At 72.5% G+C, this 21,727-nt stretch carries 18 protein-coding genes; 6 read left to right on the top strand and 12 right to left on the bottom strand.

Going from position 1 to position 21,727, the window contains the following annotated elements; genetic code table 11:
- Window positions 1-260: 260 nt before the first annotated feature.
- Complete coding sequence (locus tag ACFO60_RS05070) at window positions 261-1,184, top strand: aldose 1-epimerase family protein (protein ID WP_380837552.1); 924 nt, start codon at window positions 261-263, stop codon at window positions 1,182-1,184.
- Window positions 1,185-1,316: 132 nt separating this feature from the next.
- On the opposite strand, the gene ACFO60_RS05065 is transcribed toward ACFO60_RS05070, so the two are convergent.
- Window positions 1,317-1,790, bottom strand: coding sequence for a hemerythrin domain-containing protein (locus ACFO60_RS05065; protein ID WP_380837549.1), 474 nt, complete (start codon window positions 1,788-1,790; stop codon window positions 1,317-1,319).
- A gap of 187 nt (window positions 1,791-1,977) precedes the next feature.
- Between ACFO60_RS05065 and ACFO60_RS05060 the strand changes: the two genes are divergently transcribed.
- Window positions 1,978-2,994: a zinc-dependent alcohol dehydrogenase family protein gene (locus ACFO60_RS05060; RefSeq protein ID WP_380837546.1), complete on the top strand. Its 1,017-nt coding sequence runs from the start codon at window positions 1,978-1,980 to the stop codon at window positions 2,992-2,994.
- Window positions 2,995-3,013: 19 nt separating this feature from the next.
- Here the strand turns inward: ACFO60_RS05060 and ACFO60_RS05055 are convergent, their stop codons facing one another.
- The gene (locus tag ACFO60_RS05055) at window positions 3,014-3,589 is read right to left on the bottom strand and encodes an ArsR/SmtB family transcription factor (RefSeq protein WP_380837543.1); all 576 of its coding nucleotides are present in this window, start codon (window positions 3,587-3,589) and stop codon (window positions 3,014-3,016) included.
- A gap of 17 nt (window positions 3,590-3,606) precedes the next feature.
- On the opposite strand from ACFO60_RS05055, the gene ACFO60_RS05050 reads away from it, so the two are divergent.
- Window positions 3,607-4,254, top strand: coding sequence for a dienelactone hydrolase family protein (locus ACFO60_RS05050; RefSeq protein ID WP_380838085.1), 648 nt, complete (start codon window positions 3,607-3,609; stop codon window positions 4,252-4,254).
- On the opposite strand, the gene ACFO60_RS05045 is transcribed toward ACFO60_RS05050, so the two are convergent.
- From ACFO60_RS05045 to ACFO60_RS05025, 5 genes are all read right to left on the bottom strand, one after another.
- On the bottom strand, window positions 4,251-5,180 hold the full coding sequence (locus ACFO60_RS05045) for an NAD(P)-dependent oxidoreductase (RefSeq protein ID WP_380837540.1): 930 nt from the start codon (window positions 5,178-5,180) through the stop codon (window positions 4,251-4,253). The two genes, ACFO60_RS05050 and ACFO60_RS05045, sit on opposite strands and share 4 nt — an antisense overlap.
- A gap of 75 nt (window positions 5,181-5,255) precedes the next feature.
- On the bottom strand, window positions 5,256-6,113 hold the full coding sequence (locus ACFO60_RS05040; RefSeq protein ID WP_380837537.1) for an SAM-dependent methyltransferase: 858 nt from the start codon (window positions 6,111-6,113) through the stop codon (window positions 5,256-5,258).
- 198 nt (window positions 6,114-6,311) lie between these two features.
- The gene (locus ACFO60_RS05035; protein ID WP_380837535.1) at window positions 6,312-6,794 is read right to left on the bottom strand and encodes an HIT family protein; all 483 of its coding nucleotides are present in this window, start codon (window positions 6,792-6,794) and stop codon (window positions 6,312-6,314) included.
- Window positions 6,778-7,758 carry a glycosyltransferase family 2 protein gene (locus ACFO60_RS05030; protein ID WP_380837531.1) on the bottom strand — a complete coding sequence of 327 codons (981 nt, stop codon included), beginning with the start codon at window positions 7,756-7,758 and terminating at the stop codon, window positions 6,778-6,780. Before ACFO60_RS05030 ends, ACFO60_RS05035 begins: the two co-directional genes overlap by 17 nt.
- A 117-nt stretch (window positions 7,759-7,875) precedes the next feature.
- Window positions 7,876-8,337 carry a PPOX class F420-dependent oxidoreductase gene (locus ACFO60_RS05025; RefSeq protein WP_380837528.1) on the bottom strand — a complete coding sequence of 154 codons (462 nt, stop codon included), beginning with the start codon at window positions 8,335-8,337 and terminating at the stop codon, window positions 7,876-7,878.
- Between the two features lie 237 nt (window positions 8,338-8,574).
- Here ACFO60_RS05025 and ACFO60_RS05020 point away from each other — a divergent pair, with 237 nt between their 5' ends.
- Entirely contained in the window at window positions 8,575-11,466 is a 2,892-nt protein-coding gene (locus tag ACFO60_RS05020) for a helix-turn-helix transcriptional regulator (protein WP_380837525.1), read from the top strand.
- Window positions 11,467-11,539: 73 nt separating this feature from the next.
- Here ACFO60_RS05020 and ACFO60_RS05015 read toward each other — a convergent pair whose 3' ends face one another.
- The 4 genes from ACFO60_RS05015 to ACFO60_RS05000 are packed head-to-tail and all read right to left on the bottom strand — an operon-like array spanning window position 11,540 to window position 17,662.
- The gene (locus ACFO60_RS05015) at window positions 11,540-12,832 is read right to left on the bottom strand and encodes a serpin family protein (RefSeq protein WP_380837523.1); all 1,293 of its coding nucleotides are present in this window, start codon (window positions 12,830-12,832) and stop codon (window positions 11,540-11,542) included.
- Window positions 12,833-12,884: 52 nt separating this feature from the next.
- On the bottom strand, window positions 12,885-14,516 hold the full coding sequence (gene pgi / locus ACFO60_RS05010) for a glucose-6-phosphate isomerase (RefSeq protein ID WP_380837521.1): 1,632 nt from the start codon (window positions 14,514-14,516) through the stop codon (window positions 12,885-12,887).
- Window positions 14,517-14,567: 51 nt separating this feature from the next.
- Window positions 14,568-16,922 (bottom strand): glycoside hydrolase family 65 protein, encoded by a 2,355-nt coding sequence (locus ACFO60_RS05005; RefSeq protein WP_380837518.1) that lies wholly within the window; start codon window positions 16,920-16,922, stop codon window positions 14,568-14,570.
- Window positions 16,919-17,662, bottom strand: a complete 744-nt coding sequence (locus ACFO60_RS05000) for a beta-phosphoglucomutase family hydrolase (RefSeq protein WP_380837516.1) — start codon at window positions 17,660-17,662, stop codon at window positions 16,919-16,921. The genes ACFO60_RS05005 and ACFO60_RS05000 overlap by 4 nt, the downstream gene beginning before the upstream one ends.
- 128 nt (window positions 17,663-17,790) lie before the next feature.
- On the opposite strand from ACFO60_RS05000, the gene ACFO60_RS04995 reads away from it, so the two are divergent.
- Complete coding sequence (locus ACFO60_RS04995; protein ID WP_380837513.1) at window positions 17,791-17,961, top strand: VOC family protein; 171 nt, start codon at window positions 17,791-17,793, stop codon at window positions 17,959-17,961.
- A 52-nt stretch (window positions 17,962-18,013) separates the two neighbouring features.
- Window positions 18,014-19,444 carry an aldehyde dehydrogenase family protein gene (locus ACFO60_RS04990; protein WP_380837510.1) on the top strand — a complete coding sequence of 477 codons (1,431 nt, stop codon included), beginning with the start codon at window positions 18,014-18,016 and terminating at the stop codon, window positions 19,442-19,444.
- A gap of 64 nt (window positions 19,445-19,508) precedes the next feature.
- On the opposite strand, the gene ACFO60_RS04985 is transcribed toward ACFO60_RS04990, so the two are convergent.
- Entirely contained in the window at window positions 19,509-21,710 is a 2,202-nt protein-coding gene (locus ACFO60_RS04985; protein WP_380837507.1) for a hypothetical protein, read from the bottom strand.
- Window positions 21,711-21,727 lie beyond the last annotated feature (17 nt).

The following is a 21,727-nucleotide window of genomic DNA, read 5'->3' as shown; positions in this document are numbered from 1 at the left end:
ACCCCATCGAGCCCCCTCACTAACAGCGCAGCATCCCCCTAGAGAAGGCGCCCGCAGCGATAGCGCCGGGATGGCGGCGACAGACCGCCTGGTGGCGGCCATGGAGGCGCCGCGACGACGGCGGCGCGATGGCGCGATGAAGGCGCCGCGACGACGGCGGCGCGATGGCGCGATGAAGGCGCCGCGGTGGCGGCGGACGGCGCCGGCCGCCGTACCGGGGCCACCGGCCGCTGGTGGGGAGGATGGTGTTGAATTGGCGGGTGACGACCATCGCGCCCACCGGAGAGCAGCACACCATCGAGGCCGACGGCTTCCGTGCCGTCGTCACCGAGGTCGGGGCGGGGCTGCGCGGCCTCACGCACGACGGCCGCGCGCTCATCACCGGCTACTCCGAGCACGAGACCCCTCCCGGGTCGGCAGGGGTGCCCCTACTCCCCTGGCCCAACCGCGTCGAGGACGGGCGCTACACCTTCGACGGCCAAGAGCGGCAGCTCGCGCTGACCGAGCCCAAGTGGGGCAACGCGGCGCACGGCTTCACCCGCACCCTGCCCTGGCGTGTCGTCTCGCGCGACCAGGGGTCGATCGTCCTTGGCCTGCGGCTGTTCCCGCAGACCGGCTACCCGCACATTCTCGACCTGTCGGTCTCCTACACCCTGGACGGCTCCGGCCTCACGGTCGAGATCGCGGCGCGGAACCGCGGGGACAACGTCGCGCCGTACGGTTTCGGCGCCCACCCGTACCTCACCGTCGGCGAGCCGCTCGACGAGACCGTGCTCCAGGTGCCCGCCGCCGAGTGGGTCGCCGTGAACGAGCGCAAGATCCCGGTCGGCAGGCGCCCTGTGGAGGGCACCCAGTACGACTTCCGCGCCGCACGCCCGATCGGCGAGGTCTCCTTGGACACCGCGTTCACCGGGCTCGGCCGCGACGCCGACGGGCTGGTCCGGGTGCGGCTCGCCACCGCGGACGGCACGCGGGGCGTGGAGCTGTGGGGAGGCGAGGGCGTCGAGTGGCTCCAGCTCTTCACCGGCGACACCCTGGCCGGGGACCACCGGCGCGGCGGCCTCGCCGTGGAGCCGATGAGCTGTCCGCCCAACGCCTTCGGCACCGGCGAGGACCTCATCCGCCTCGCCCCCGGCGAGAGCGTCGCCCACCGCTGGGGCATCACCCCGTTCCAGCGGCACTGACGACACCGAACCAGGTGGGACACGGCCGAGGCCGCCGCGTCGCCGGCGGCCATCGGCGTCCCCCCGGAGCCGCGTGCTCGAAGCCGCTCGCGGGCGCCCGGACCGCTCGCGGGCGATCCGAGCCGCTTCACGCTACTGCCGGGCGCTGATCAGGTCGAGCGGGTTGTCCGGGGCGTCGGCCTTGGCCTTCTCCATCTGCTCGGCGAGCTCCTGGAGCTTCTTGCGGCCCAGGGCCTCCCGCACCTTCGGGAACCACTCCTGCTCCTCCTCCTCGACGTGGTGGCGGACGTTCTCCATCAGGACGGTCATCTTGGCGTCGTACCGCTCGTCCTGCGGGTCGAGGTTCTTGAGCTCCGACAGCATCCACACCACGACGTGGTGCTCCTCGACGCTCTCGAGGACGTGATCCTCGGTGTCGGGGACGTCCTGGCGGGCCACCGGGTAGAAGATCGTCTCTTCGATGTAGGCGTGCGCGGTGAGCTCGTGGACGACCTGCTCGACGATCTTCCGCTTCTCCTGGTATGCCTTCTCTCCCGCCTTCTCGAACTGCTTGAACAGCTTCTCGACGGTCTTGTGGTCGTCCTTCAGAAGCACGATGGCGTCCATCGGTGGCCTTCCCCCTCTGGCTGATGTGGTCCTTGGTACCTCGCTTCCTCGTGTGAGAGTTTTAAACCCGCAGACCAGAGCACCAGGCGAAGGACGACCGCGGGGCCCGGCCCGCCCGCGCCCGCCAGGCCGGAGACCGGAACGGCCCGCGCCCGTCAGAGCGGGGACGGCGTGTGACCATGGAGGCATGGCCGAGACGATGACCGCCTGGGTGGTGCGCCGCCCCGGGCCCATGCACGGCGAGCCGCTCGAACGCGTGCGGCTGCCCGTCCCCGCGCCGGCTCCGGGCGAGGTGCTGGTCAAGGTCGAGGTCTGCGCCGTCTGCCGCACCGACCTGCACCTCGCAGAAGGCGACCTCCCGCCGAAGCGGCCGGACACGGTGCCGGGCCACGAGGTCGTCGGCCGGGTCGTCGCCCAGGGCGCCGGCGCCGAACGCGTCCCGATCGGCGCCCGGGTCGGCGTCGCCTGGCTGCACTCCACCTGCGGCGAGTGCCGCTACTGCCTGCGCGGCTCGGAGAACCTGTGCCCGAACGCCGCCTACACCGGCTGGGACGTCAACGGCGGGTACGCCGAGTACGTCACCGCGCTGGAGGACTACGTCTACGAGCTGCCCGGCGACATGCCCGCCGAGCAGCTCGCCCCCCTGCTGTGCGCCGGCATCATCGGCTACCGCGCCCTCGCCCGCGCCGGCCTGCCGCCGGGCGGGCGCCTCGGCGTCTACGGCTTCGGCGCCTCCGCCCACCTCGTCGCCCAGGTGGCGATCGCGCAGGGCGCGGCGGTGCACGTGCTGACCCGCTCACGGCAGGCCCGGCGGCTGGCGCTGGAGCTCGGAGCGGCCTCGGCCGGCGAGGCGTACGACCCCCCGCCCGAGCCGCTGGACGCCGCGATCCTGTTCGCGCCGGTCGGAGACCTGGTTCCGGTGGCCCTCAAGGCGCTCGACAAGGGCGGCACCCTCGCCGTGGCCGGCATCCACCTCACCGACATCCCCTCGCTGAACTACGAGGAGCACCTGTTCTACGAGCGCACGCTGCGCAGCGTCACCGCCAACACCCGCGAGGACGGCCGCGCGTTCCTCAAGCTGGCCACCCGCGAGCCCCTGAGCGTGACCACGGCCCCGTACGACTTCGCCGACGCCGACCGGGCCCTGACCGACCTCGCGGCCGACCGCGTCACCGGCGCCGCCGTCCTGCGCGTCTCCGGCTGACGCCGCCAGACCGCATGCGTCAGCTCTTCTCGGCCGGAAGACTCGGGTAGCCGGTCATGGGATACAGGCCGACGGCGAATCCGTAGGTCGTCTCGCCGGACCGGGGAACCTGATCGAACTCCTGGACCAGGTCCTTGATCCGGTGCCAGAACTCCGCGGCCCGCTCCGGCGAGATCCGGGCGTGCCGGATGAACGCCCACAACTGGTGAGCCTGATAGGCGGCGGCGGACTCCTCGGCCGCGACCTCGAAGTCGTTGAAGTCCAGTGGGAGCGGGCCGCTGCCGGGAGACCGGCCGACGCCGACATAGAACATCCGGGCCGTGCGGCCGTAGTAGCGCTCATCGATCGCCCGCACTCGCCGGGTCCGCACCACGCGCAGCAGCCCGGCCTCGGCCAGGACGTTGACGTGATGCGCCACCGTGCCTTTGGGGCGCTTGACCGCGGTGGCCAGCTCCGTCACGGTCGCGGCGCGCTCGTGCAGGAGACCGAGGATCGTGGTCCGCAGCGGATCGCCGATGGCTCGCACCTGCTCGGGGGTGCTGAGCTCGATCACCTCGGCGAGGTCGTAGTCCGGAACCGAAGGGTTGGTCGACATAATCCGATTAGTCTAACATCGTCAATCATTCGGGATTTCTCGTTCGTTCCAGCAGCGCTCGTTCGGAAGGAAGCCGCCACATGGCCGAGGTCTTGTTGTTCCACCACGCTCAAGGGCAGACGGCCGGATTCCTCGGCTTCGCCGAGGAGCTACGCCAGGCCGGGCACACCGTGCACACACCGGACCTCTACGACGGGCATACGTTCGCCGGCTTGGACGACGGCCTGGCCTATGCGGCGAAGATCGGCTTCGACGACTTCCTGGAGCGTGGTGTGCGCGCCGCCGACGCACTGCCCGACGCACTGGTGTACGCCGGCTTCTCCCTCGGCGTCATGCCGGCCCAGAAGCTCGCGCAGACCCGGCCGGGCGCGCGTGGCGCACTGCTCTTCGAGTCCTGCCTGCCTGCTTCGGAGTTCGGGATCTCATGGCCCGCGGACCTGCCTGTCCAGGTCCACGGCATGGACGCCGACCCGATCTTCGCCGGCGAAGGAGACCTCGACGCCGCCCGCGCCCTCCTCACCTCGACCGGACACGGTGAGCTGTTCCTCTACCCGGGCGACCGGCACCTCTTCGCCGACAGCAGCCTGCCGTCGTATGACGCCGACGCCGCCGCGCTGCTCACCCGCCGCACCCTCGACTTCCTCGCCACCATCGGCAGGCGCTAGTCGGCCGGCGGACGATACCCCGCCCGCGGGTCGGCGGCCGGGGCGTCAGGGGTCTGAGGACGGCGGCGGAGCAGTTCGACGACGGCGGTGATGTCGGCGTCGCCCCAGCCGCTGGACGCCGCCTCCTCGTAGCGCCGCTCGACCAGCCGGGCGATCGGCGGCGCGACGCCGCTGGACTCGGCGACCTCCGCGAGCAGCCGGACGTCCTTGGCGCCGAGCCTGGTGGCGAACCATCCCTCGTGGCGCCCGGCGATGATGTCGTCGAGCCGGTTGTGCAGACCCGGCGCCACGGTGGGCCAGCTGTGCAGGACCTCGCGCAGCAGCGTCCTGTCCAGTCCGGCCGCCTCGGCGGTGGCGACCACCTCGGCGGTGACCGCGACTCCGGCCATCAGCAGGTAGTTGTTGAGCAGCTTGAAGGCCGAGGCGTCCCCGGGGTTCGCTCCGCAGTACCAGTGGGTGGAGAACAGCCGCGACCAGACCGGCTCCAGGCGCTCGGCCAGCGCCCGGTCACCGCCCACGAGCCCTCCGGCGGACCCGCTCAGCACGGCCTGCGGCCCGCCGAGGATCGGCGCCGCGAGGAACCGCCGCCCGGGGGCCATCGCGAGCAGGCGGTGCGAGGTCTCCGGCGAGACGGTGCTCATGTCGACCACGACGCCCGCGCCGGCCGTGTCCCGGGACCGCGCGCCGGGACCGGTCAGTGCCTCCATCACCGAAAGGACGGCGTGATCGTCGGTGAGGGACATCAGCACCGCCTCGGCGTCCCGCGCGGCCTCCGGAGGCGACGGCGCCTCTACGGCTCCCGACTCGACGACCTCGGCCGCCCTGCCCGGCGTCCGGTTCCAGACGGTGACGTGATACCCCTGGGCCAGCAGCCGTCCGGCCACCGCCCGGCCCATGGCGCCCAACCCCAGCACGGCCACCCGCATATGCGATCCCCCCTCACGCCCCCCTCACGCCCATTGTCGCGGTCGCCCTCGGGAGGACCGGGCGGCAGGGGTGTGTCAGGGCTTGCGGGCGACGCCGCCGACGAAGGTGTAGTAGGTGAGGCTCGTCTCCCACTCGTCTCCCGGTTCTGGACGCCATTCGGCGAGCGGGACGAGCCCTGGCTCCAGCATCTCGAAGTCGCCGTAGAAGCCCGTCAGCTCCTCGCGGGTGCGCCACCGGCCGGTGCCCATGTGCTCGTTGAAGAGCTTCTCGGCCGCCAGGGCCTGCTTGGAGGCCTCGGGGTTCTCCTCACCCGGGTTGCAGAAGTTCGACATGGCGAGGAAGCTGCCGGAGGGGAGCGCGTCCCGCAGCGTGCGGGCGATGCCGCCCGGGTCGTCCGCGTCGTTGATGTGGTGCAGGATGCTGAACATCAGCAGCCCGATCGGCTGGCTGAAGTCGATGAACTCACGCAGCGTGGGGTCGGCGAGAACGGCCTCAGGATCACACGCGTCGGCCTGGATGACCGTGGTGGTGCCGTTGGTGGCCAGAAGCGCCCTGCCGTGCGTCAGCACGATCGGATCGTTGTCGACGTAGACCACCCGCGCGGACGGGTCGATCCGCTGGGCGATCTGGTGGACGTTCCCCTGCGTGGGCAGTCCGGACCCGAGGTCGACGAACTGGCGGATGCCCTCATCGGCCGCCAGGTGGCGCACCACGCGGCGCAGGAAGGCCCGGTTCGCCCGCGCCGCGTCCCTGGCGTCGGGGGCGATGCGCAAGGCCATCTCGGCGACCTCCCGGTCGACGGCGAAGTTGTCCTTGCCGGCCAGGAAGTAGTCGTAGACGCGCGAGACGCTCGGTCTGCTCGTATCGATCCCGGGAGGCAGGCCGGCCTGCTCGTTCTTCGCCCGGCCCCCGTCTTCGTTGCGCTCGGACACGCCCGTTCCCCACCCTGCCAGATCGGTCGCCGAATCAATTTCGGATCACAGGAATGGTAGCCGGTGCGTATGCGGAATATCCGACGATCGCCCCGCTAAGTGCCATTAAGTCAAGACCCCGTCAAGTCTTTCCATGGGTTAATGAAAATGCCGGCCCGGACGGCACACGCATGATCGCCGAACCGATGCCGCGCGAATTCACGACGCCGGGGCGCGCTGCGGGAACATCTCCGCCGAGGCCGTCCCGGCCAGGGGCTTCATGGCCTTCTGCAGCGCCCATGCCTCGTTGAGCAGCAGCCGGCGCTCCCTGGGCTCGCAGTCGGCGTCGAGCACCACGTTGTCGCCCTCGAAGCGCGGGAACACGTGAATGTGGGCGTGGAAGACCTCCTGCAGCGCCGCCTCGCCGTCGGCGACGAAGATGTTGACGCCCTCGCAGCGCAGCCCGGAGCGGCGCAGCCCTCGCGCCACCCGCTGGGCCAGGCGCCACATGTGCGCGCCGACCTCCTCGTCCAGATCCTCCAGCCCCGCGGCGTGAACGCGCGACACCACGAGGGCATGTCCGGGGTTCACCGGGTTCTCGTCCATGACGACGATCACCACCTCGTCTTGGAAGACAAGAGTGGCCTCGGTCCGCCCTTCAAGAATGTCGCAGTAAGTGCATGAATCAGATGTAATGCCCATATTTGTATGCTCCCCTGTGCGAGAAAAGACCCGCCATCGGGGTGCCGGAACGTCCGCCGGGCCGCGCGCCGGACTCCAGGAGCCGCGCGGCGGCCTCGACGTGCGCGGGCAGCCGCCGGCGTCCGGCGACGACGAGGGGCAGCCGGAGCAGGGCGTCCAGCAGGGCAAGGCCGCACGAGAGGTCGCGGGGCGCGCGGGCGGCCAGCCGCGCGGTCTCGCGCAGCACGACGCGGGCAGGGCGGCGCAGCCACACGGTCAGCAGGGCGTTGCGCGCCTGGACCCGGCGCCGGCCGGCCGGCGGCATCCGCAGCGGGGACGGCTCGTGGACGGCGCCCACGCCCGCGACGTAGCACCTGTCCCAGCCGAGCGCCGCGAGGTCGTAGGCCAGCAGTTGCTCCTCGCCCGGGAAGAACAGCACAGGGCTGAACCCTCCGGCCTGGAGGAACGCCTCGCGGCGAACCACCGACCCGCAGGCCAAGAACCCCAGGACCGGCGGCCCCGCCTGGCCGGGGCCCGTGCGCAGCGGCGTGTCCGCCAGCATCGCGTTGATCGGGTCGGGGACCAGCCCCGGCCCCACCAGCATGCGGGCGGCGACCAGACCGAGGCGGGGATGGGCGCCGAAGGTCTCGGCGGCCAGTCGCAGCGAGCCGGGCTCCCACCAGGAGTCGTCGTCGCTGAAGGCGACATAGGGCGTGCGGGCGGCCAGCACTCCCACGTTCCTCGCGGGCGCGCCGAGGTTGCGGGACAGGCCGATCACCTCGGTCTCAGGGAAGTCCGCGCGGACGCGGCCGGCGGTGCCGTCGGACGAGCCGTTGTCCACCACGATCACCGGTGGGCGCTCGGGGAGGGCGCGCAGACGGCCCAGCGTGCGCAGGAGTTCCTCCCGCCGGTTCCTGGTCGCGATCACGACGGTGACCGGCACGACGCCGGTCCCCTCGTCCTCCTCGGCGGGCGTCGTCCTCACGTCCCACACCCCTCAGCTACGAAAGCCCCTCGTAGCGACCCATGACCCACCCCCGAGCCAGGCAAACCCCCCCGACGCCGAGCCGGTCACCTGCGGCGCGACTTCCGGGTGGGGACGTCAGGCGAGGCGTGGGGGGAAGCCGCCGGTGGCGACCGGGCCCCACTTGGCGGGGGTGATGCGCAGCAGCGACTTGCCCTGGCGCCGCATCGCCTCGCGGTACTCGTCCCAGTCGGGGTGCTCGCCGGCGATGGCCCTGTAGTAGTCGACCAGCGGCTCCAGCGCGTCCGGCAGGTCGAGGACCTCGCAGGCTCCGTCGATCTGGACCCAGGGACCGTCGAAGTCGTCCGACAGGATCACGATGCTCACCTTGGGGTCGCGCCGGGCGTTCTTGGACTTGGCGCGCTCTGGGTAGGTGGAGACGACGATGCGGCCCAGATCGTCCACGCCGCAGGTCACCGGGGACGCCTGGGGGCCGCCGTCGCGCCGCGTCGTGATGAGCAGGGCGTGATGGCGGTCGCGGACGAAGTCGAGAAGCTGGTCACGGGTGACGGCGTCCGCGGTCGCGATCTTCGGGCTCATGGTCCTCACTCTACGGCCATCACCCGCCCCCTTCCGGTCAGCACCGCCGTCCCCGCCGAGGGCCGAAAACACGGTGGGGAAATGTCGGCGCGAGATGGCATGCTGGTCGGGTGGCTGAGACGGTGTTGACGTGACCGGTCGCGATGGTGCCGTTACGGCCCGCCGAAACCGCCCCTTCCCCCGGGTGCGGGCGGCCGTCGCGCGAGCGGGGGCCGTCGCGCGAGCGGGGGCTGCGGCGTGAGCGGCGTGAGCGGCCAGGTGAGCCCGCTGTTCGTCGGGCGGGCGGCCGAGCTGACCTTCCTGCTCGACGCCCTGGCCCGGGTGCGTTCCCGGGCGGCGACGACCGTGTTCATCGGGGGCGAGGCCGGCGTCGGCAAGAGCCGGCTCATCCGCGAGTTCGCCGAGCGGGCCGGCGAGGCCCGCGTGCTCGTCGGCGGCTGCCTCGAGCTTGGCACCGACGGCCTGCCCTTCGCCCCGTTCACGGCGGTGCTCCGGCGGCTCGCCCGCGACCTCGGGCACGACGGGGTCGCCGCGCTGCTGCCCGGCGGCCGCACGCGCGGGCTGGCCAGGCTGCTGCCCGAGTTCGGCGAACCCGACGACGAGGGGCCCGAGGCGCGCGCCCGGCTGTTCGAGCAGGTCCTCGGCCTGATAGAGCGGCTCGCCGAGCAGGGGCCGACCGTCCTTGTGATCGAGGACGCCCACTGGGCCGACCGCTCCACCCGCGATCTGCTGTCCTTCCTCACCCGCTACCAGCGGGCCGACACCCGCGTGCTGACGCTGGTCACCTACCGCTCCGACGAACTGCACCGCACCCATCCCCTGCGGCCCCTGCTCGCCGAGCTCACCCGCATCGACTGGGTCACCCGGCTCGAACTGCGCAGGCTCACCCGCCGCGAGGTGGTCCAGCAGGCCGCGAGCATCCTCACCCGCGAGCCGACCGCCCTCGACGTCGATGTGATCTACGCGCGCAGCGAGGGCAACCCCCTGTTCGTCGAGGCGCTGCTCAGCGGCGGCGAAGACGGGCCGATGCCCGAGTCGCTGCGCGACCTGCTCCTGGCCGGCGTCGAGCGCCTCCCCGAAGAGACCCAAGAGCTGCTGCGGGTGGCGAGCGCGGGCGGCGCGCGCATCGAGCACAGCCTGCTGGCCGCGGTGGCAGGCCTCGACGACGGCGCGCTGTCGAGCGCGCTGCGCCCGGCGGTGGCGGGCAACGTCCTGCTGGTCGACGGCGAGGGGTACGCCTTCAGGCACGCGCTGATCCGCGAGGCCGTCCACGACGACCTGCTGCCCGGCGAGCGCGCCCGCCTGCACACCCGCTTCGCCAAGGCGCTCGAGCACGACCCCGCCCTGCTGCCCGGCACGCGCGGCGCCATCGAGCTGGCCTACCACTGGTACGCCGCGCACGACGCTCCCTGCGCGCTGAACGCCGCGTGGCGCGCCGCGGCGGCGGCGCGCAAGTCGGCGGCCTTCGACGAGCAGCTGCGCATGCTCACCCGCGTGCTCGAGCTCTGGGACACCGTCCCCGGCGCCGCCGAGCGCGTGGGCCACGACTACATCGACGTGCTGCGGCAGACCACCACCGTGGCGCACCTCGCCGGCGAGTTCGAGCGCAGCATCTCCCTGGCCAAGGCCGCCCTGCGCGAGATCGACCCCGCGACCGACCCACTGCGCGCGGCCAAGCTGCTGCGCCAGCGCGGCCTCACCCGGTACGACCTCGGCCGCGCCGGGCACATCGACGACCTGCGCGAGGCCGCGGGGCTGGTCCCGGCCGACCCTCCCTCGTCGCTGCGCGCCCAGATCCTCGAGACCCTGTCGCGCATGCTCCACGACCCGGGCACCTGGGCCGAGAAAGAACGCCTCGCCGAGGAGGCCATCCACGTCGCCCAGCAGGTGGGGGACGCCCGCACCGAGGCCAACGCGCTCATCACCCTCACCTGGACGCAGTGCCAGTACTCCCAGATGGAGGTGCAGGTGGCCGCGTTCGCGCGGGCGCGAGAGATCGCCGAGCGCGCGGGCACCTACAACGCGCTCATGCGGGCCGCGATCTCCGAGTCCGACGCGCTGGAGGGCGCGGGCTGGCACGAGCAGGCGGCCAAGGTCGCCCGCAGGGGCATCGCCGACGCCGAGGCGTACGGGCTGGCGCGCACCTCCGGGGCGTTCCTGGCGATCAACCTGGCCGAGCCGCTGATGTCGCTCGGGCGCTGGGACGAGGCCCTGGAGGTGATCGAGCGCGGGGTGGAGGTCGTGCCGCCGCCGCCCTACCGCGCCAGCCTGCAGGGCTTCGCCGCCGAGATCATGATGGCCCGCGGCGATGTCGAGCGGGCCGAGGCGCTCTTCCACGCCACGGCGAAGGTCATCGCCATGGGCACCTACCGCGACCAGGCGATCCTGCCCCACCTTCGCAGAGAGATCGAACTGCTGATCGCGCGCGGCCGCGACGGCGAGGCGTCCGAGCTGGTCGCCCAGACGCTGCGCGAGCAAGATCTGGCCGCCAGCCCCCGTTACGCCTGGCCGGTGCTCATCACGTGCCTGCGCGCGGCGGGCCCGCTGCTCGGCGAGCTCCGGGCGCTCGCCGGGCGACTGGAGGTCCAGGGCGCCTTGCAGGAGGCGCACAGCCTGACCTTCGCCGCCGAGGCGGCCCGCATCTGCGGGCATTCCGACCGTCCGGCGTGGGACAAGGCCGTGGACGCCTGGGCCGCGCTGCGCCAGCCGTACGCCGAGGCGCGGTGCCTGTTCGGCGCGGCGCAGGCGGCGCTCGCCGCCGGTGAGCGCGACGAGGCGGCCGGGCGGCTGTCGCGGTCGGCGCATCTCGCCGCGAGGCTGGGCGCCGTGCCGCTCGGCGCCGAGATCGACTCCTTCGCCCGGCGGGCCAGGGTCCAGGTCGGCGCGCCCGAGGCCACCGTCCCCGCCCCGTCCGCCTCCGAGGAGGCCGGCCTCGGGCTCACCGCCCGCGAGCGCGAGGTGCTCCGCCTGGTCGCCACCGGCGGCAGCAACCGCGAGATCGCCGGCGAGCTGTTCATCTCGGCCAAGACGGTGAGCGTGCACGTCTCCAACATCCTGGCCAAGCTCGGCGTCTCCTCGCGCGGCGAGGCCGCCGCCACGGCCCACCGCCTCCACCTCTTCGACGCCTGACACCGCCCGAAGGCCACGCCGGCGTCTCGCGGCCGGCCGGGCCCCACCCCTCCGAGGGCCCGGCCGGCCGGGGCTATGGGGTGGCCGTGGGGTCGGCGACGTGGCCGATGAACAGAGGGGCCGACGTCGGGCGGTGGACGATCGCGAACGCGAAGGGGCGGTCGGCGCGCACCTCCACGAGCCGGTCGGCGAGGGCCGAGGTGGGAATGGCCAGCCCGGTCGCCGCGGCCGCCTCGGTGCCCCATTTGTCCACGCTGATGTTCGCCCGGTGCACCGCCCGCCCGATGCGGGCGCCCTCGGCGATGCCGGAGAAGTCAGGGCGGTCGAAGACCACGCCGAGCCCGAGCCGGCGCAGCGGCGCCGCAAGGTCCAGGCCGGTGGCGAAGTCCCACGGCGGCAGGGCGAGTCCGACGCCGCGCGGGCGCAGCCCCGCCGCCGCCCGGCCGAGGCTCTCCGGGGTGAGCAGCCCGGCCGGAGATCCACCCGCCCGCGGGACGAGCACCCACATGACCAGGTCGCTCTTGGCGTACGGCAGCTCGACGGCCTGCCAGCCGGGCCCGTCGGCGTACATCAGCTCGGCGTCCAGCCGCATGAGGTCGGTGCGCACCGTGGAGCCGCCGGCCCGGGTGAAGACGGCGCCCTCCTCGGCGGGGATCTCGGCGAAGGGCCGCTTCCAGTCGGCCTTGAGGTACACGGCGTTGGCGATGACCAGCCGGGTCGCCTGGTCCAGCCGGTCGAACAGCCTGTCGACGCGCCCGGCCGTCTGCTGGTCCACCCACGCGTTGATCGCGGCGGCGGCGTCGCCGCCGAAGTCCACCGTGGCCGCGCCGGCGCCGTACTGCGCGGCGAGGACGCGCAGGAACTCCTGCCCCACCGCCAGGCCCTGCTGGACGAACAGCCCGTTCGCGATGCCGACGACGGGGTCGGCGCTCTGCTCGCGGGCGTCGCGCTCGGCTCGCCGGTCCGGTGGAGGCGGCGGGCCCTCGACGGTCACGATCTGCCGGGTGAGGGCGTTGAACGCGGTGTGCGGCCCGGCGGCGGGGAAGCCGAACACCCTGTCCAGCGCCGGCGCCGCCGCGCCCGCGGCGCCCGCCCTGGCCATGGCGAAGGCGCAGGCGATGCTCAGCGGCGACAGCACCGTGTTGCGCGCCGCGTCGCCGCCGGCCGTGTACAGGGCGTGTCCGAAGGCCGTGAGGCCCTGGACGACCTCGCCGACCGGGGCGTCCTTCGCGGGAGCCTCCCGGCTCACACCTCGGGCGGTGAGCACGTGCGCGTCCCCTCCTCCGCACCCCGTCGCGACGGCCGCGGTCAGCGCGGCCACCAGGAACTCCCGCCTGCGCAGCCGTCCTGACCCGTCGATAGGCATACCCCTTCGACGTGTCAGGACGGCCCGAGGTTCAGCCCGGGTGGCGGGAGTGTCAGCTGTTCTTCAGGTGGCGGTAGCGGCGGATCAGCGTGTTGGTGGAGGAGTCGTGAGCGAGGTCGGGTTCGCCCTCGCTCCGCAGCTCGGGCGCGATCCGGCCGGCGAGCACCTTGCCCAGCTCGACGCCCCACTGGTCGTAGGAGTCGACGCTCCAGACGGTGCCCTGGGTGAACACGCTGTGCTCGTAGAGCGCGACGAGCGCGCCCAGCACGCGCGGGGTGAGCCGCTCGGCGAGCAGCACGTTCGTGGGGCGGTTGCCCGGCATGACGCGGTGCGGCGCGACCTGCGGGTCGGTGCCGTCCGCGCGCACCTCCTCCTCGGTCTTGCCGAAGGCCAGGGCCTGCGCCTGCGCGAAGACGTTGGCCATGAGCAGGTCGTGGTGGTCGCGCAGCGGGTTGAGGCTCTTGCCGAACCCGATCAGGTCCACCGGGATCAGATGGGTGCCCTGGTGGATGAGCTGGTAGAAGCTGTGCTGGCCGTTGGTGCCCGGCTCGCCCCAGTAGACCGGGCCGGTGTCGTAGTCGACGGGGTCGCCGTCGCGGGTCACGCGCTTGCCGTTGGACTCCATCGTGAGCTGCTGCAGGTAGGCGGGGAACCGCTTGAGGTACTGCTCGTAGGGCATGACGCCGATGCTCTGCGCGTCGAAGAAGTCGACGTACCAGACGGCGAGCATGCCCATGAGCACCGGCAGGTTCTCGCCGAGAGGCGCCGTGCGGAAGTGCTCGTCCATCTCGTGGAAGCCGGCGAGCAGCTCGTGGAAGTTCTCCGGCCCGATGGCGACCATGGTGGACAGCCCGATGGCGGAGTCCATGGAGTACCGGCCGCCGACCCAGTCCCAGAAGCCGAACATGTTGGCGGTGTCGATGCCGAAGTCGGCGACGCGCTGGGCGTTGGTGGACACCGCGACGAAGTGCCGGGCGATGGCCTCCTCGTCGCCGAGCTGGGCGAGCAGCCATTCGCGCGCCGAGTGGGCGTTGGCCAGGGTCTCGGAGGTGCCGAAGGTCTTGGAGGAGACGATGAACAGCGTCTCGTCGGCGGACAGGTCGCGGGTGGCCTCGACGATGTCGGTGGAGTCGACGTTCGAGACGTAGCGGAACGTCAGGTCGCGGCGGCTGTAGTGGCGCAGCGCCTCGTACGCCATCACCGGGCCGAGGTCGGAGCCGCCGATGCCGATGTTGACGATGTTCTTGATCGGCTTGCCGGTGTGCCCCGTCCACGCGCCGGAACGGACGCGCCCGGCGAAGTCGGCCATGCGGTCGAGGACCTCGTGGACCTCCGCGACCACGTCCACGCCCTCGACGACCAGCGAGGAGCCCTTCGGCATGCGCAGCGCGACGTGCAGCACCGAGCGGTTCTCCGAGGTGTTGACGCGATCGCCGCGGAACATCAGGTCCCTGCGCTCCTCCACCCCGCTCTCGCGCGCGAGGTCCGCGAGCAGGCGCAGCGTCTCGCCGGTGACGCGGTTCTTGGAATAGTCCAGGTACAGCCCGGCCGCCTCCGCGTTCATGCGCTCGCCACGCCCGGGGTCCTCGGCGAACAGCTCGCGCAGGTGGCGGCCGCTGATCTCGGCGTGATGCTCTTGGAGCGCCTTCCACGAAGCGCGCTCGCGGAGCGGGGTGGTGGTCATCGGTGCTTCCTCCGGTAGATGGTCAGGCGGCCGCGAGGCGGCCGTTCGATGTCAGCGCGTGTGGCGCGGGGCCGGCTCTCTGCCGGGCGGCTGGTGGATGCCCGCCTCCGGCGCCTTCACCTTCACCGTAGGGCGGGTGACCGGCCTGCCGTCGAGCAGGAACCGTTCCCCGTGGTGGGTGAGCGTGATCGGCGGGCCGGAAGTGAGCCGGTAGATCGTGGAGGCGTGCGTGACGCCGACCCGCAGCAGCCTCCCTCGGTACCTCAGCCGGAAGGCCAGCCGGGTGATGCCCGGCGGCAGCCTGGGGGCGAAGCAGATCTCCCCCTGTCCGGAGCGCATGCCGCCGAACCCGCACACCAGGGCGATCCACGACCCCGCCAGCGAGGCCATGTGGATCCCGTCGACGGTGTTGCGCTCCAGGTCCTCGAGATCCATCAGCGCGGCCTCGCCCAGATAGGCGTGGGCGAGCTGAAGGTCCCCGACCTCGGCGGCCATCACCGCCTGGGTGCAGGCCGACAGCGAGGAGTCGCGCACGGTGATCGCCTCGTAGTAGGCGAAGTTCCTGGCCTTCTCCTCGGCCGTGAACGCGTCGCCGCGCAGGTGCATCGCCAGCACCAGGTCCGCCTGCTTGACGACCTGCTTGCGGTAGAGGTCGAAGTAGGGGAAGTGCAGGAGCAGCGGGTACTGGTCGGGCCGGGTGGCGTCGAAGTCCCAGACCGCGTGCCCGGTGAACCCCTCGCTCTGACAGTGCACGCCGAGCCGCTCGTCGTAGGGGACGTACATGGCGGCGGCCGCGTCGCGCCAGCCGGCGATCTCCTCCAGGGTGATCCCGAGCGTTTGTGCCAGGTCGAAGTGGCGGGTGGCGACCTCGACCGCCTCGCGCAGGTTCTCCTCGGCCATCAGGTTGGTGTAGACGTTGTTGTCGGCGACGGCGCTGTACTCGTCCGGGCCGGTGACCCCGTCGATGCGGAAGCGTCCCTGCGCGTCGTGGTGGCCGAGGGCGCACCACAGCCGCGCCGTAGCGGTCAGCAGGGGCAGGCCGGTCTCGCGCTCGAAGCCGGTGTCCTCGGTCGCGTCGACGTAGCGGGTGACCGCGTTGGCGATGTCGGCGTTGACGTGGAAGGCCGCCGTTCCGGCCGGCCAGTAGCTCGAGCATTCCTCGCCGTTGATGGTGCGCCAGGGGAAGGCGGCACCGGCCAGCCCGAGCTGGGTGGCCCGATCTTGGGCCGGCGGCAGGATCGACCGCCGCCACGACAGCGCGTCGGCGGCGGCACGGGGATAGGTGTAGGTGAGCACCGGCAGCACGAAGATCTCGGTGTCCCAGAAGGCGTGTCCGTCGTACCCCGAACCGGTCAGCCCTTTGCCGGCGATGGGCCGGTCCTCCAGCCGCGCTGCCGCCTGCACCAGGTGGAACAGTCCGAAGCGGACGGCCTGCTGCACCTCGGCGTCACCGTCCACCTCGACGTCGGCGCCGGCCCAGAAGTCGTCGAGGAAGCCGCGCTGGTCGGCGAGCAGGCCCTTCCAGCCGACGAGCCTGGCGGCGGCCAGCGCGGCCACGACCTGGTCGTGCATGGCGGGACGGGAGCGCTTGGCCGACCAGCCGTAGGAGAAGTACTTGACCAGCCGCAGCCGCTGTCCGGCTTCGAGGCGCGTGGCGATGGTCACCCGGCTGATGTCGCCCGCGCCGTCGGCGGCGACGCGCGTCCCCTCGGGACCGTCGATGTCGTGGCACATGGCGGCGGCGACCCGCAGCCTGCTGGCCCGGGTGGAGTGGATCATGATGGCCGTCCCCTCCTTCGCGGGGACGTTCTCCTCCAGCACCAGCGGCGACTCCAGCACGGCCGCCGCGCGCGGGTCGGCGACCTGGCGCGCCAGGGTCTCGTTGGCGACGAGCTCCGACTGGACGACCACGCCGCACGACCGGCCGACCGGCTCGACCTCGTAGTGGATCGCGGCAACCGCGCGGTGGGTGAAGGACACCAGCCGCGTGGAGGTGACGCGGACCTCGGCCCCGGTGGGGGAGCTCCAGCGGACGCGGCGGGTGAGCGTCCCGGCGCGCAGGTCCAGGACGCGCTCGTGCTCGTGCAGAGTGCCGTAGCGCACGTCGAACGGCTCGTCGTCCACCATCAGCCTGATCAGCTTGCCGTTGGTGACGTTCACCACCGTCTGGCCGGACTCGGGGTATCCGTAGCCGGCCTCCGCGTACGGCAGCGGGCGCAGCTCGTACACCGAGTTGAGATAGGTGCCCGGCTCGCCGTACGGCTCGCCCTCGTCGAGGTTGCCGCGCAGGCCGATGTGCCCGTTGGACAGGGCGAACACCGACTCGGTCTGCGCGAGCACGTCCAGGTGGAGGTGCCGCTCGCGCACCGCCCAGGGGTCGACCGCGAACGCGGGATGCTGGATCATCGCGGCTCCAGCAGATCGGCGAGGTCGGTGACGACGATGTCGGCGCCGTTCTCGCGCAGCGCGTCCGCCTGCCCGGCCCGGTCGACGCCGACGACGACGGCGAACCCGCCCGCGCGGCCGGCCGCCACCCCGGCCAGGGCGTCCTCGAACACCGCCGCCTCGGAGGGCGCGAGGCCGAGCGCCCGCGCGGCCGCGAGGTACATGTCGGGCGCCGGCTTGCCCGCGAGGTCACGCCGCTCGGCCACCTCGCCGTCGACGCGCGCCTCGAAGAACCCGGCGACGCCGGCGGCGGAGAGGACGCGCGCGGTGTTGGCGCTGGAGGACACCACGGCCCTGCGCAGCCCCGCGCGCTCGACGGCCTGGAGGTACCGGAGCGAACCGGGGAAGACCTCCACCCCGTCCCTGTCCATGATCTGCTTCACCAGCGCGTTCTTGCGGTTGCTCAGCCCGTGCACCGTGAGCGCGTCGGGCGGGTCGTCCGGCGTCCCTTCGGGAAGGGTGATGTGCCGCGAGGCGAGGAAATCGCGCGTGCCGTCCAGCCGCTTCCTGCCATCGACATACCGGTCATAGTCGGACACCTCGTCGAACGGCACGAACGCGTCGCCCGTCTGGCCGGCCCGCTGCCGCAGGAACGCGTCGAACGTCGCCTTCCACGCGGCGGCGTGCACCGTCGCCGTGCGCGTGAGCACGCCGTCCATGTCGAACAGGCATCCGCGGACCCCGTCGGGCAACCCGAGCATCGGCCCTCCCGATCACGTTCCCAGCAGATCCTCAGCGTGAGGAGATCTCCCCACCAACGTACCCCTGTAGCCTCGGCCGCCTCACCGAGCACCACCTTCGGCGTCTTCCCGGCGACGGCTCGCCGAAGATGCACCTCGAACACGCGCCCACGACCGACTGCGGCTCCGGACCGGAACACGGCTGGGACCGCCGGATCAACCACCTCGCCGGTGGCCGCGGCGTCTACGTCCGCGACCCCGACGGCCACAGCTGGGAGTTCTTCACGGCCGTCCCTGGGCCGGGCGGGTCATCCGAGTGATCGTCCAGCTCACGGGTAGTCTCCGGAGGCTGGAGCATGGAAGGGGCGGGTTGTGCGAGAGAACGATCGCTGGGTGCTGGTGGACGGCCGATGGACGGCGAGCGCCGGCGAGGGATGGCGCACGGTCGCCGACCCGGCGACCGGCGAGCCCGTCGGCGACGTCCCGGCCGGGTGCGCCGAGGACGTCGAACGGGCCGTCGCCTCGGCCCGCCGCGCCTTCGCCGCCTGGGCGCGTACGGCCCCCGCCGAGCGGGCCGCCCGCCTGCACGCCGCCGCCGGCGCCGTCGCCGCCCGCGCCGGCGAGCTGGCCGAGCTGGTGACCAGGGAGATGGGCAAGCCCATCGGCGACGCCCGCGGCGGCGTCGAGGCCGGCGTCGGGACCCTGCGGCAGTACGCCGAGCTCGGGCCGCTGCACCGCGGCCACAGCCTCCAGGGCGGCTGGGACGCGACCGACCTGATGGTGTACGAGCCGCGCGGCGTCATCGCCGTGATCACACCGTGGAACGACCCGGTCGCGATCGCCTGCGGGCTGATCGGCGCGGCCGTCGTCACCGGCAACACGGTGGTGTACAAGCCCTCCGAGCGCACGCCGCACACCGGGGCCCTGCTCGCCGAGCTGATGGCCGCCGCGCTTCCGCCCGGCGTGCTCACCATGGTTCCCGGTGACCAGCAGGCGGGCGAGCCGCTGGCCGGGCACCCGGGCGTCGACCTGGTCGCCCACGTCGGCTCCACGGCGGCCGGGCGGGCGATCGCCGCGGCGGCCGCGCGCACCGGAGCCAAGACCCTGCTGGAGAACGGCGGCAAGGACCCTCTCATCGTGGACGTGGGCGTGGAGGCGAAGTGGGCCGCCGCGCAGGCCGCGACCGGCTGCTTCGCCAACGCCGGGCAGATCTGCACCTCCGTCGAACGGGTCTACGTGCACCGGGACGTTGCCGACTCCTTCCTCGGCGCGCTCATCCAGCGCGCCGAGGAGCTGCGCATGGGCTCCGGCCTGGACGAGGCGACCACCCTCGGCCCGCTCGTCGACCTCGCGCAGCGCGAGATCGTCCACCGGCACGTGCGATCGGCGGTCGAGGCGGGAGCCCAGGTCCTGACCGGCGGCGGGGTGACCGAGGGCCCCGGCGCGTTCTACCCGGCCACCATCCTCACCGGCTGCACCGACGACATGGAGATCATGCGCGAGGAGACCTTCGGCCCGGTCGCGCCCGTGCGGGTCGTCGCCTCCTTCGAGGAGGCGCTGGAACTGGCGGCGGGCGGCGCGTACGGCCTGGCCGCCACGGTGCTGACCCCGTCCATGGCCAACGCCCAGCGCGCCTGGCGCGAGCTGCCCGTCGGCACCGTCAAGATCAACGCCGTGTTCGGCGGCGCCCCCGGCGGCGCGGCCCAGCCCTTGCGGGGCAGCGGCCACGGCTTCGGCTACGGCCCCGAGCTGCTGGACGAGATGACCCACACCAAGGTCGTCCACCTCGCCCCGCACCCCTGAGACCGCATCCCGATACCGCGCCCCCGGCCGGGGCGGGGCCCGGTCCGAGGGCGCCAGTGGGCGATCAGCGGCGGCGGGGGCGGGTGACGCGGGGGCCGGGCGCGGAGACGGGCTGGAGGTCCATCTCGAAGTCGGAGCCGGAGTCGTCGTCGGAGAAGGGGCCCTCCGGTGAGGGCGGGAGCACGTCGTCCTCCTCCTCGTCCGCGGGCGTCTCGTCCTCCTCCTCGTCAGCGGGCGTCTCGTCCGCCGATGACGCGTCCGCGGCGAGCTTCTGTCTCTTCGCCGGCTGGACGGCCTCCTCCGCGTCGGACCGCTCCCCGTCCGACACCGGGCCCCCGAACCGCGTGAGCCGGAGGCCGGTCTCGTCGCCGCTGGAGACGTACCCGTTGGGCGTCAGGGCGCCGGCGGTCACGAAATTGTTGATCGCCTTCACCACGGCGGTCCTCCTGACGGGGTCGTTGATCGCCGCCAGCAGCGCTTCGTCGTCCGCGGTCACCGCCTCGTCCGGGAGGCCGAGGTAGGCCCGAAGCACGTCCGGCGCGGTCGCGAGGGACAGCGGCATCCCCCAGCCATAGGTGCGGAAGTGGGTGCCGGTGATCGTGATGGGAGTTCCCTCGGCGGCGGCGATCGCCCTGAGCGCGAGCCAGCATTTCAGGCAGCACAGCTTGGAGATGCCGACCGCGATGCGCACCTGGTCGAGCCTGCGCAGTTTCTCCTCGTAGACCTCCCGCTCCGGTCCGTCCAGGGAGTCCCTGGTCTCGCGCAGCCGGTTCCGCAGGTGCAGGAGCGCGTCGCCGAACTTGGTCTCGGCATGGACCTTGTCGATTTCGTACCGTGCGGTGTGAGCGCTCGTCTGGATCTCCCCCCACCTGCCCTGGAGCTCGCCGAGGAAGCGAACGGTCTTCAGCAACCGCCGCTCGGCCATCCTCCAGTCGGCGAGGGTCGGGGTGGTCTTCCGCTTGTCCAGGCTGGAGGTCCTGAGCAGCGCCCAGATGCCGTCGAGCAGGTTCTGCAGTTCGGCGTCGGCCTCCTGCGTCTGGGCGCTCGCCGCCGCGAGGAGGCTGTCCAGGTGCCCGACCATGTCGGCGTCGGGATTGTTGGCCCACAGCCGCAACTCGTTGCCGGCGCTGGCGACGGCGATGCATTCCCTGCTGTCCTGCAGGTGCTGGACGACCCAGGCGAGCCGGTCGAGCGCCCGCTGGCCGGAGCCGGTCTTCGCCAGCAGGTCCTTGCGGAATTCGAGCTTCCCGGCCGCCTGGACGGCCCCCTCGAGTTTCCCGTGCAGGGCCGTCAGCTTCGCGCGGACGGCCAGCGTGATCTTTTCTTCGTCCCGGCTCTTGAGGTATCCCGACGGAGGCCGGCCCGTGCCCGGAGCCGTGCCTCTGATCAGGGTGAGCGGGTTGGGGGTGAAGGCCACCTCCTCGTAGCGGGTCAGCACCTGATCGGTGTCCAACCCGATGACGGCGGCCAGTTCCCTCAGATCCTGGACGATGGCGTCGTCGTCGCCCTCGCCGCGCTGCCAGGCCAGCTGCCCCACGATCTCGGGCATCGTGGTGAAGGACACCTGGAGCACCGCGCCGAGCTCGCGCCACAGGGCCGGGTCGCGCGGCTCGGGCATCTCGCGGGCCACCGCCAGCACGTACTGGGGCGAGATGCCCGGCACGACACCGCGGACGGCCCTGAGCCAGAACCCGAGGAGAGTCGGAACCGGTGCGCCCCTCCGCAGCTTGTCCCCGGCCCACCAGCCGGGTATGCCGTCCACGAACCTCTTGGTGCTCTGATCCACCCTGCGCAAAGTCTGCAGGTCCGAGAAGCTCAGGAACTCGAGCAGATGAACCGCTATGTCGAGGCTGAAGGTGCCCAGCAGCGCGGCCAGGCCCGGCGCCTGTGAGGCGGGCACGGCCGGCTGATCGGTCCTGGGGCGCGCCACCTGGTCCTGCTTGGTCCTGACGAGCACGCCGCCGGTCGAGAGGGCCGGCTGGTCCACGTCGTCCGCGCCGCTGGAGCGGACCGTGGAGGGTGCGTCGCGCTGGGGGGACCGACGGACGAATCGCTCGTAGTCCGAGTCGTCCATCTCGTATTCGCTCTCGTCGCTGCGGACTTCCTCGCCTTCCGACTGCGCCATCGGCGAACCCGTCCCGTCCTCCTCGTCCGATGAGACGGCCTTCCGCTTCACCTCGTCGGACGAGGAACCCCCGTCTGAGCCGGAGTGCTTCACGCCCTTCTTGCGGGACTTGCCGCGCGACTTCTTCTTGTCCTTGCCCATCGTCTGATCTCCAGTTC

This window comes from Sphaerisporangium dianthi (genome assembly GCF_042654065.1).
GTDB classification, from domain to species: Bacteria; Actinomycetota; Actinomycetes; order Streptosporangiales; family Streptosporangiaceae; genus Sphaerisporangium; species Sphaerisporangium dianthi.
The sequence above is the reverse complement of the archived record's forward strand: the minus strand, read 5'-3'. Positions and strand labels throughout refer to the sequence as shown.

Bases quoted from the DNA above. Each gene is read 5' to 3' on its own strand.
- ACFO60_RS05065 (WP_380837549.1), bottom strand. From the start codon at position 1,790: ATGGACGCCATCGTGCTTCTGAAGGACGACCACAAGACCGTCGAGAAG.
- ACFO60_RS05060 (WP_380837546.1), top strand. From the start codon at position 1,978: ATGGCCGAGACGATGACCGCCTGGGTGGTGCGCCGCCCCGGGCCCATG.
- ACFO60_RS05055 (WP_380837543.1), bottom strand. From the start codon at position 3,589: ATGTCGACCAACCCTTCGGTTCCGGACTACGACCTCGCCGAGGTGATC.
- ACFO60_RS05045 (WP_380837540.1), bottom strand. From the start codon at position 5,180: ATGCGGGTGGCCGTGCTGGGGTTGGGCGCCATGGGCCGGGCGGTGGCC.
- ACFO60_RS05035 (WP_380837535.1), bottom strand. From the start codon at position 6,794: ATGGGCATTACATCTGATTCATGCACTTACTGCGACATTCTTGAAGGG.
- ACFO60_RS05025 (WP_380837528.1), bottom strand. From the start codon at position 8,337: ATGAGCCCGAAGATCGCGACCGCGGACGCCGTCACCCGTGACCAGCTT.
- ACFO60_RS05015 (WP_380837523.1), bottom strand. From the start codon at position 12,832: ATGCCTATCGACGGGTCAGGACGGCTGCGCAGGCGGGAGTTCCTGGTG.
- pgi (WP_380837521.1), bottom strand. From the start codon at position 14,516: ATGACCACCACCCCGCTCCGCGAGCGCGCTTCGTGGAAGGCGCTCCAA.
- ACFO60_RS05005 (WP_380837518.1), bottom strand. From the start codon at position 16,922: ATGATCCAGCATCCCGCGTTCGCGGTCGACCCCTGGGCGGTGCGCGAG.
- ACFO60_RS05000 (WP_380837516.1), bottom strand. From the start codon at position 17,662: ATGCTCGGGTTGCCCGACGGGGTCCGCGGATGCCTGTTCGACATGGAC.
- ACFO60_RS04995 (WP_380837513.1), top strand. From the start codon at position 17,791: ATGCACCTCGAACACGCGCCCACGACCGACTGCGGCTCCGGACCGGAA.
- ACFO60_RS04985 (WP_380837507.1), bottom strand. From the start codon at position 21,710: ATGGGCAAGGACAAGAAGAAGTCGCGCGGCAAGTCCCGCAAGAAGGGC.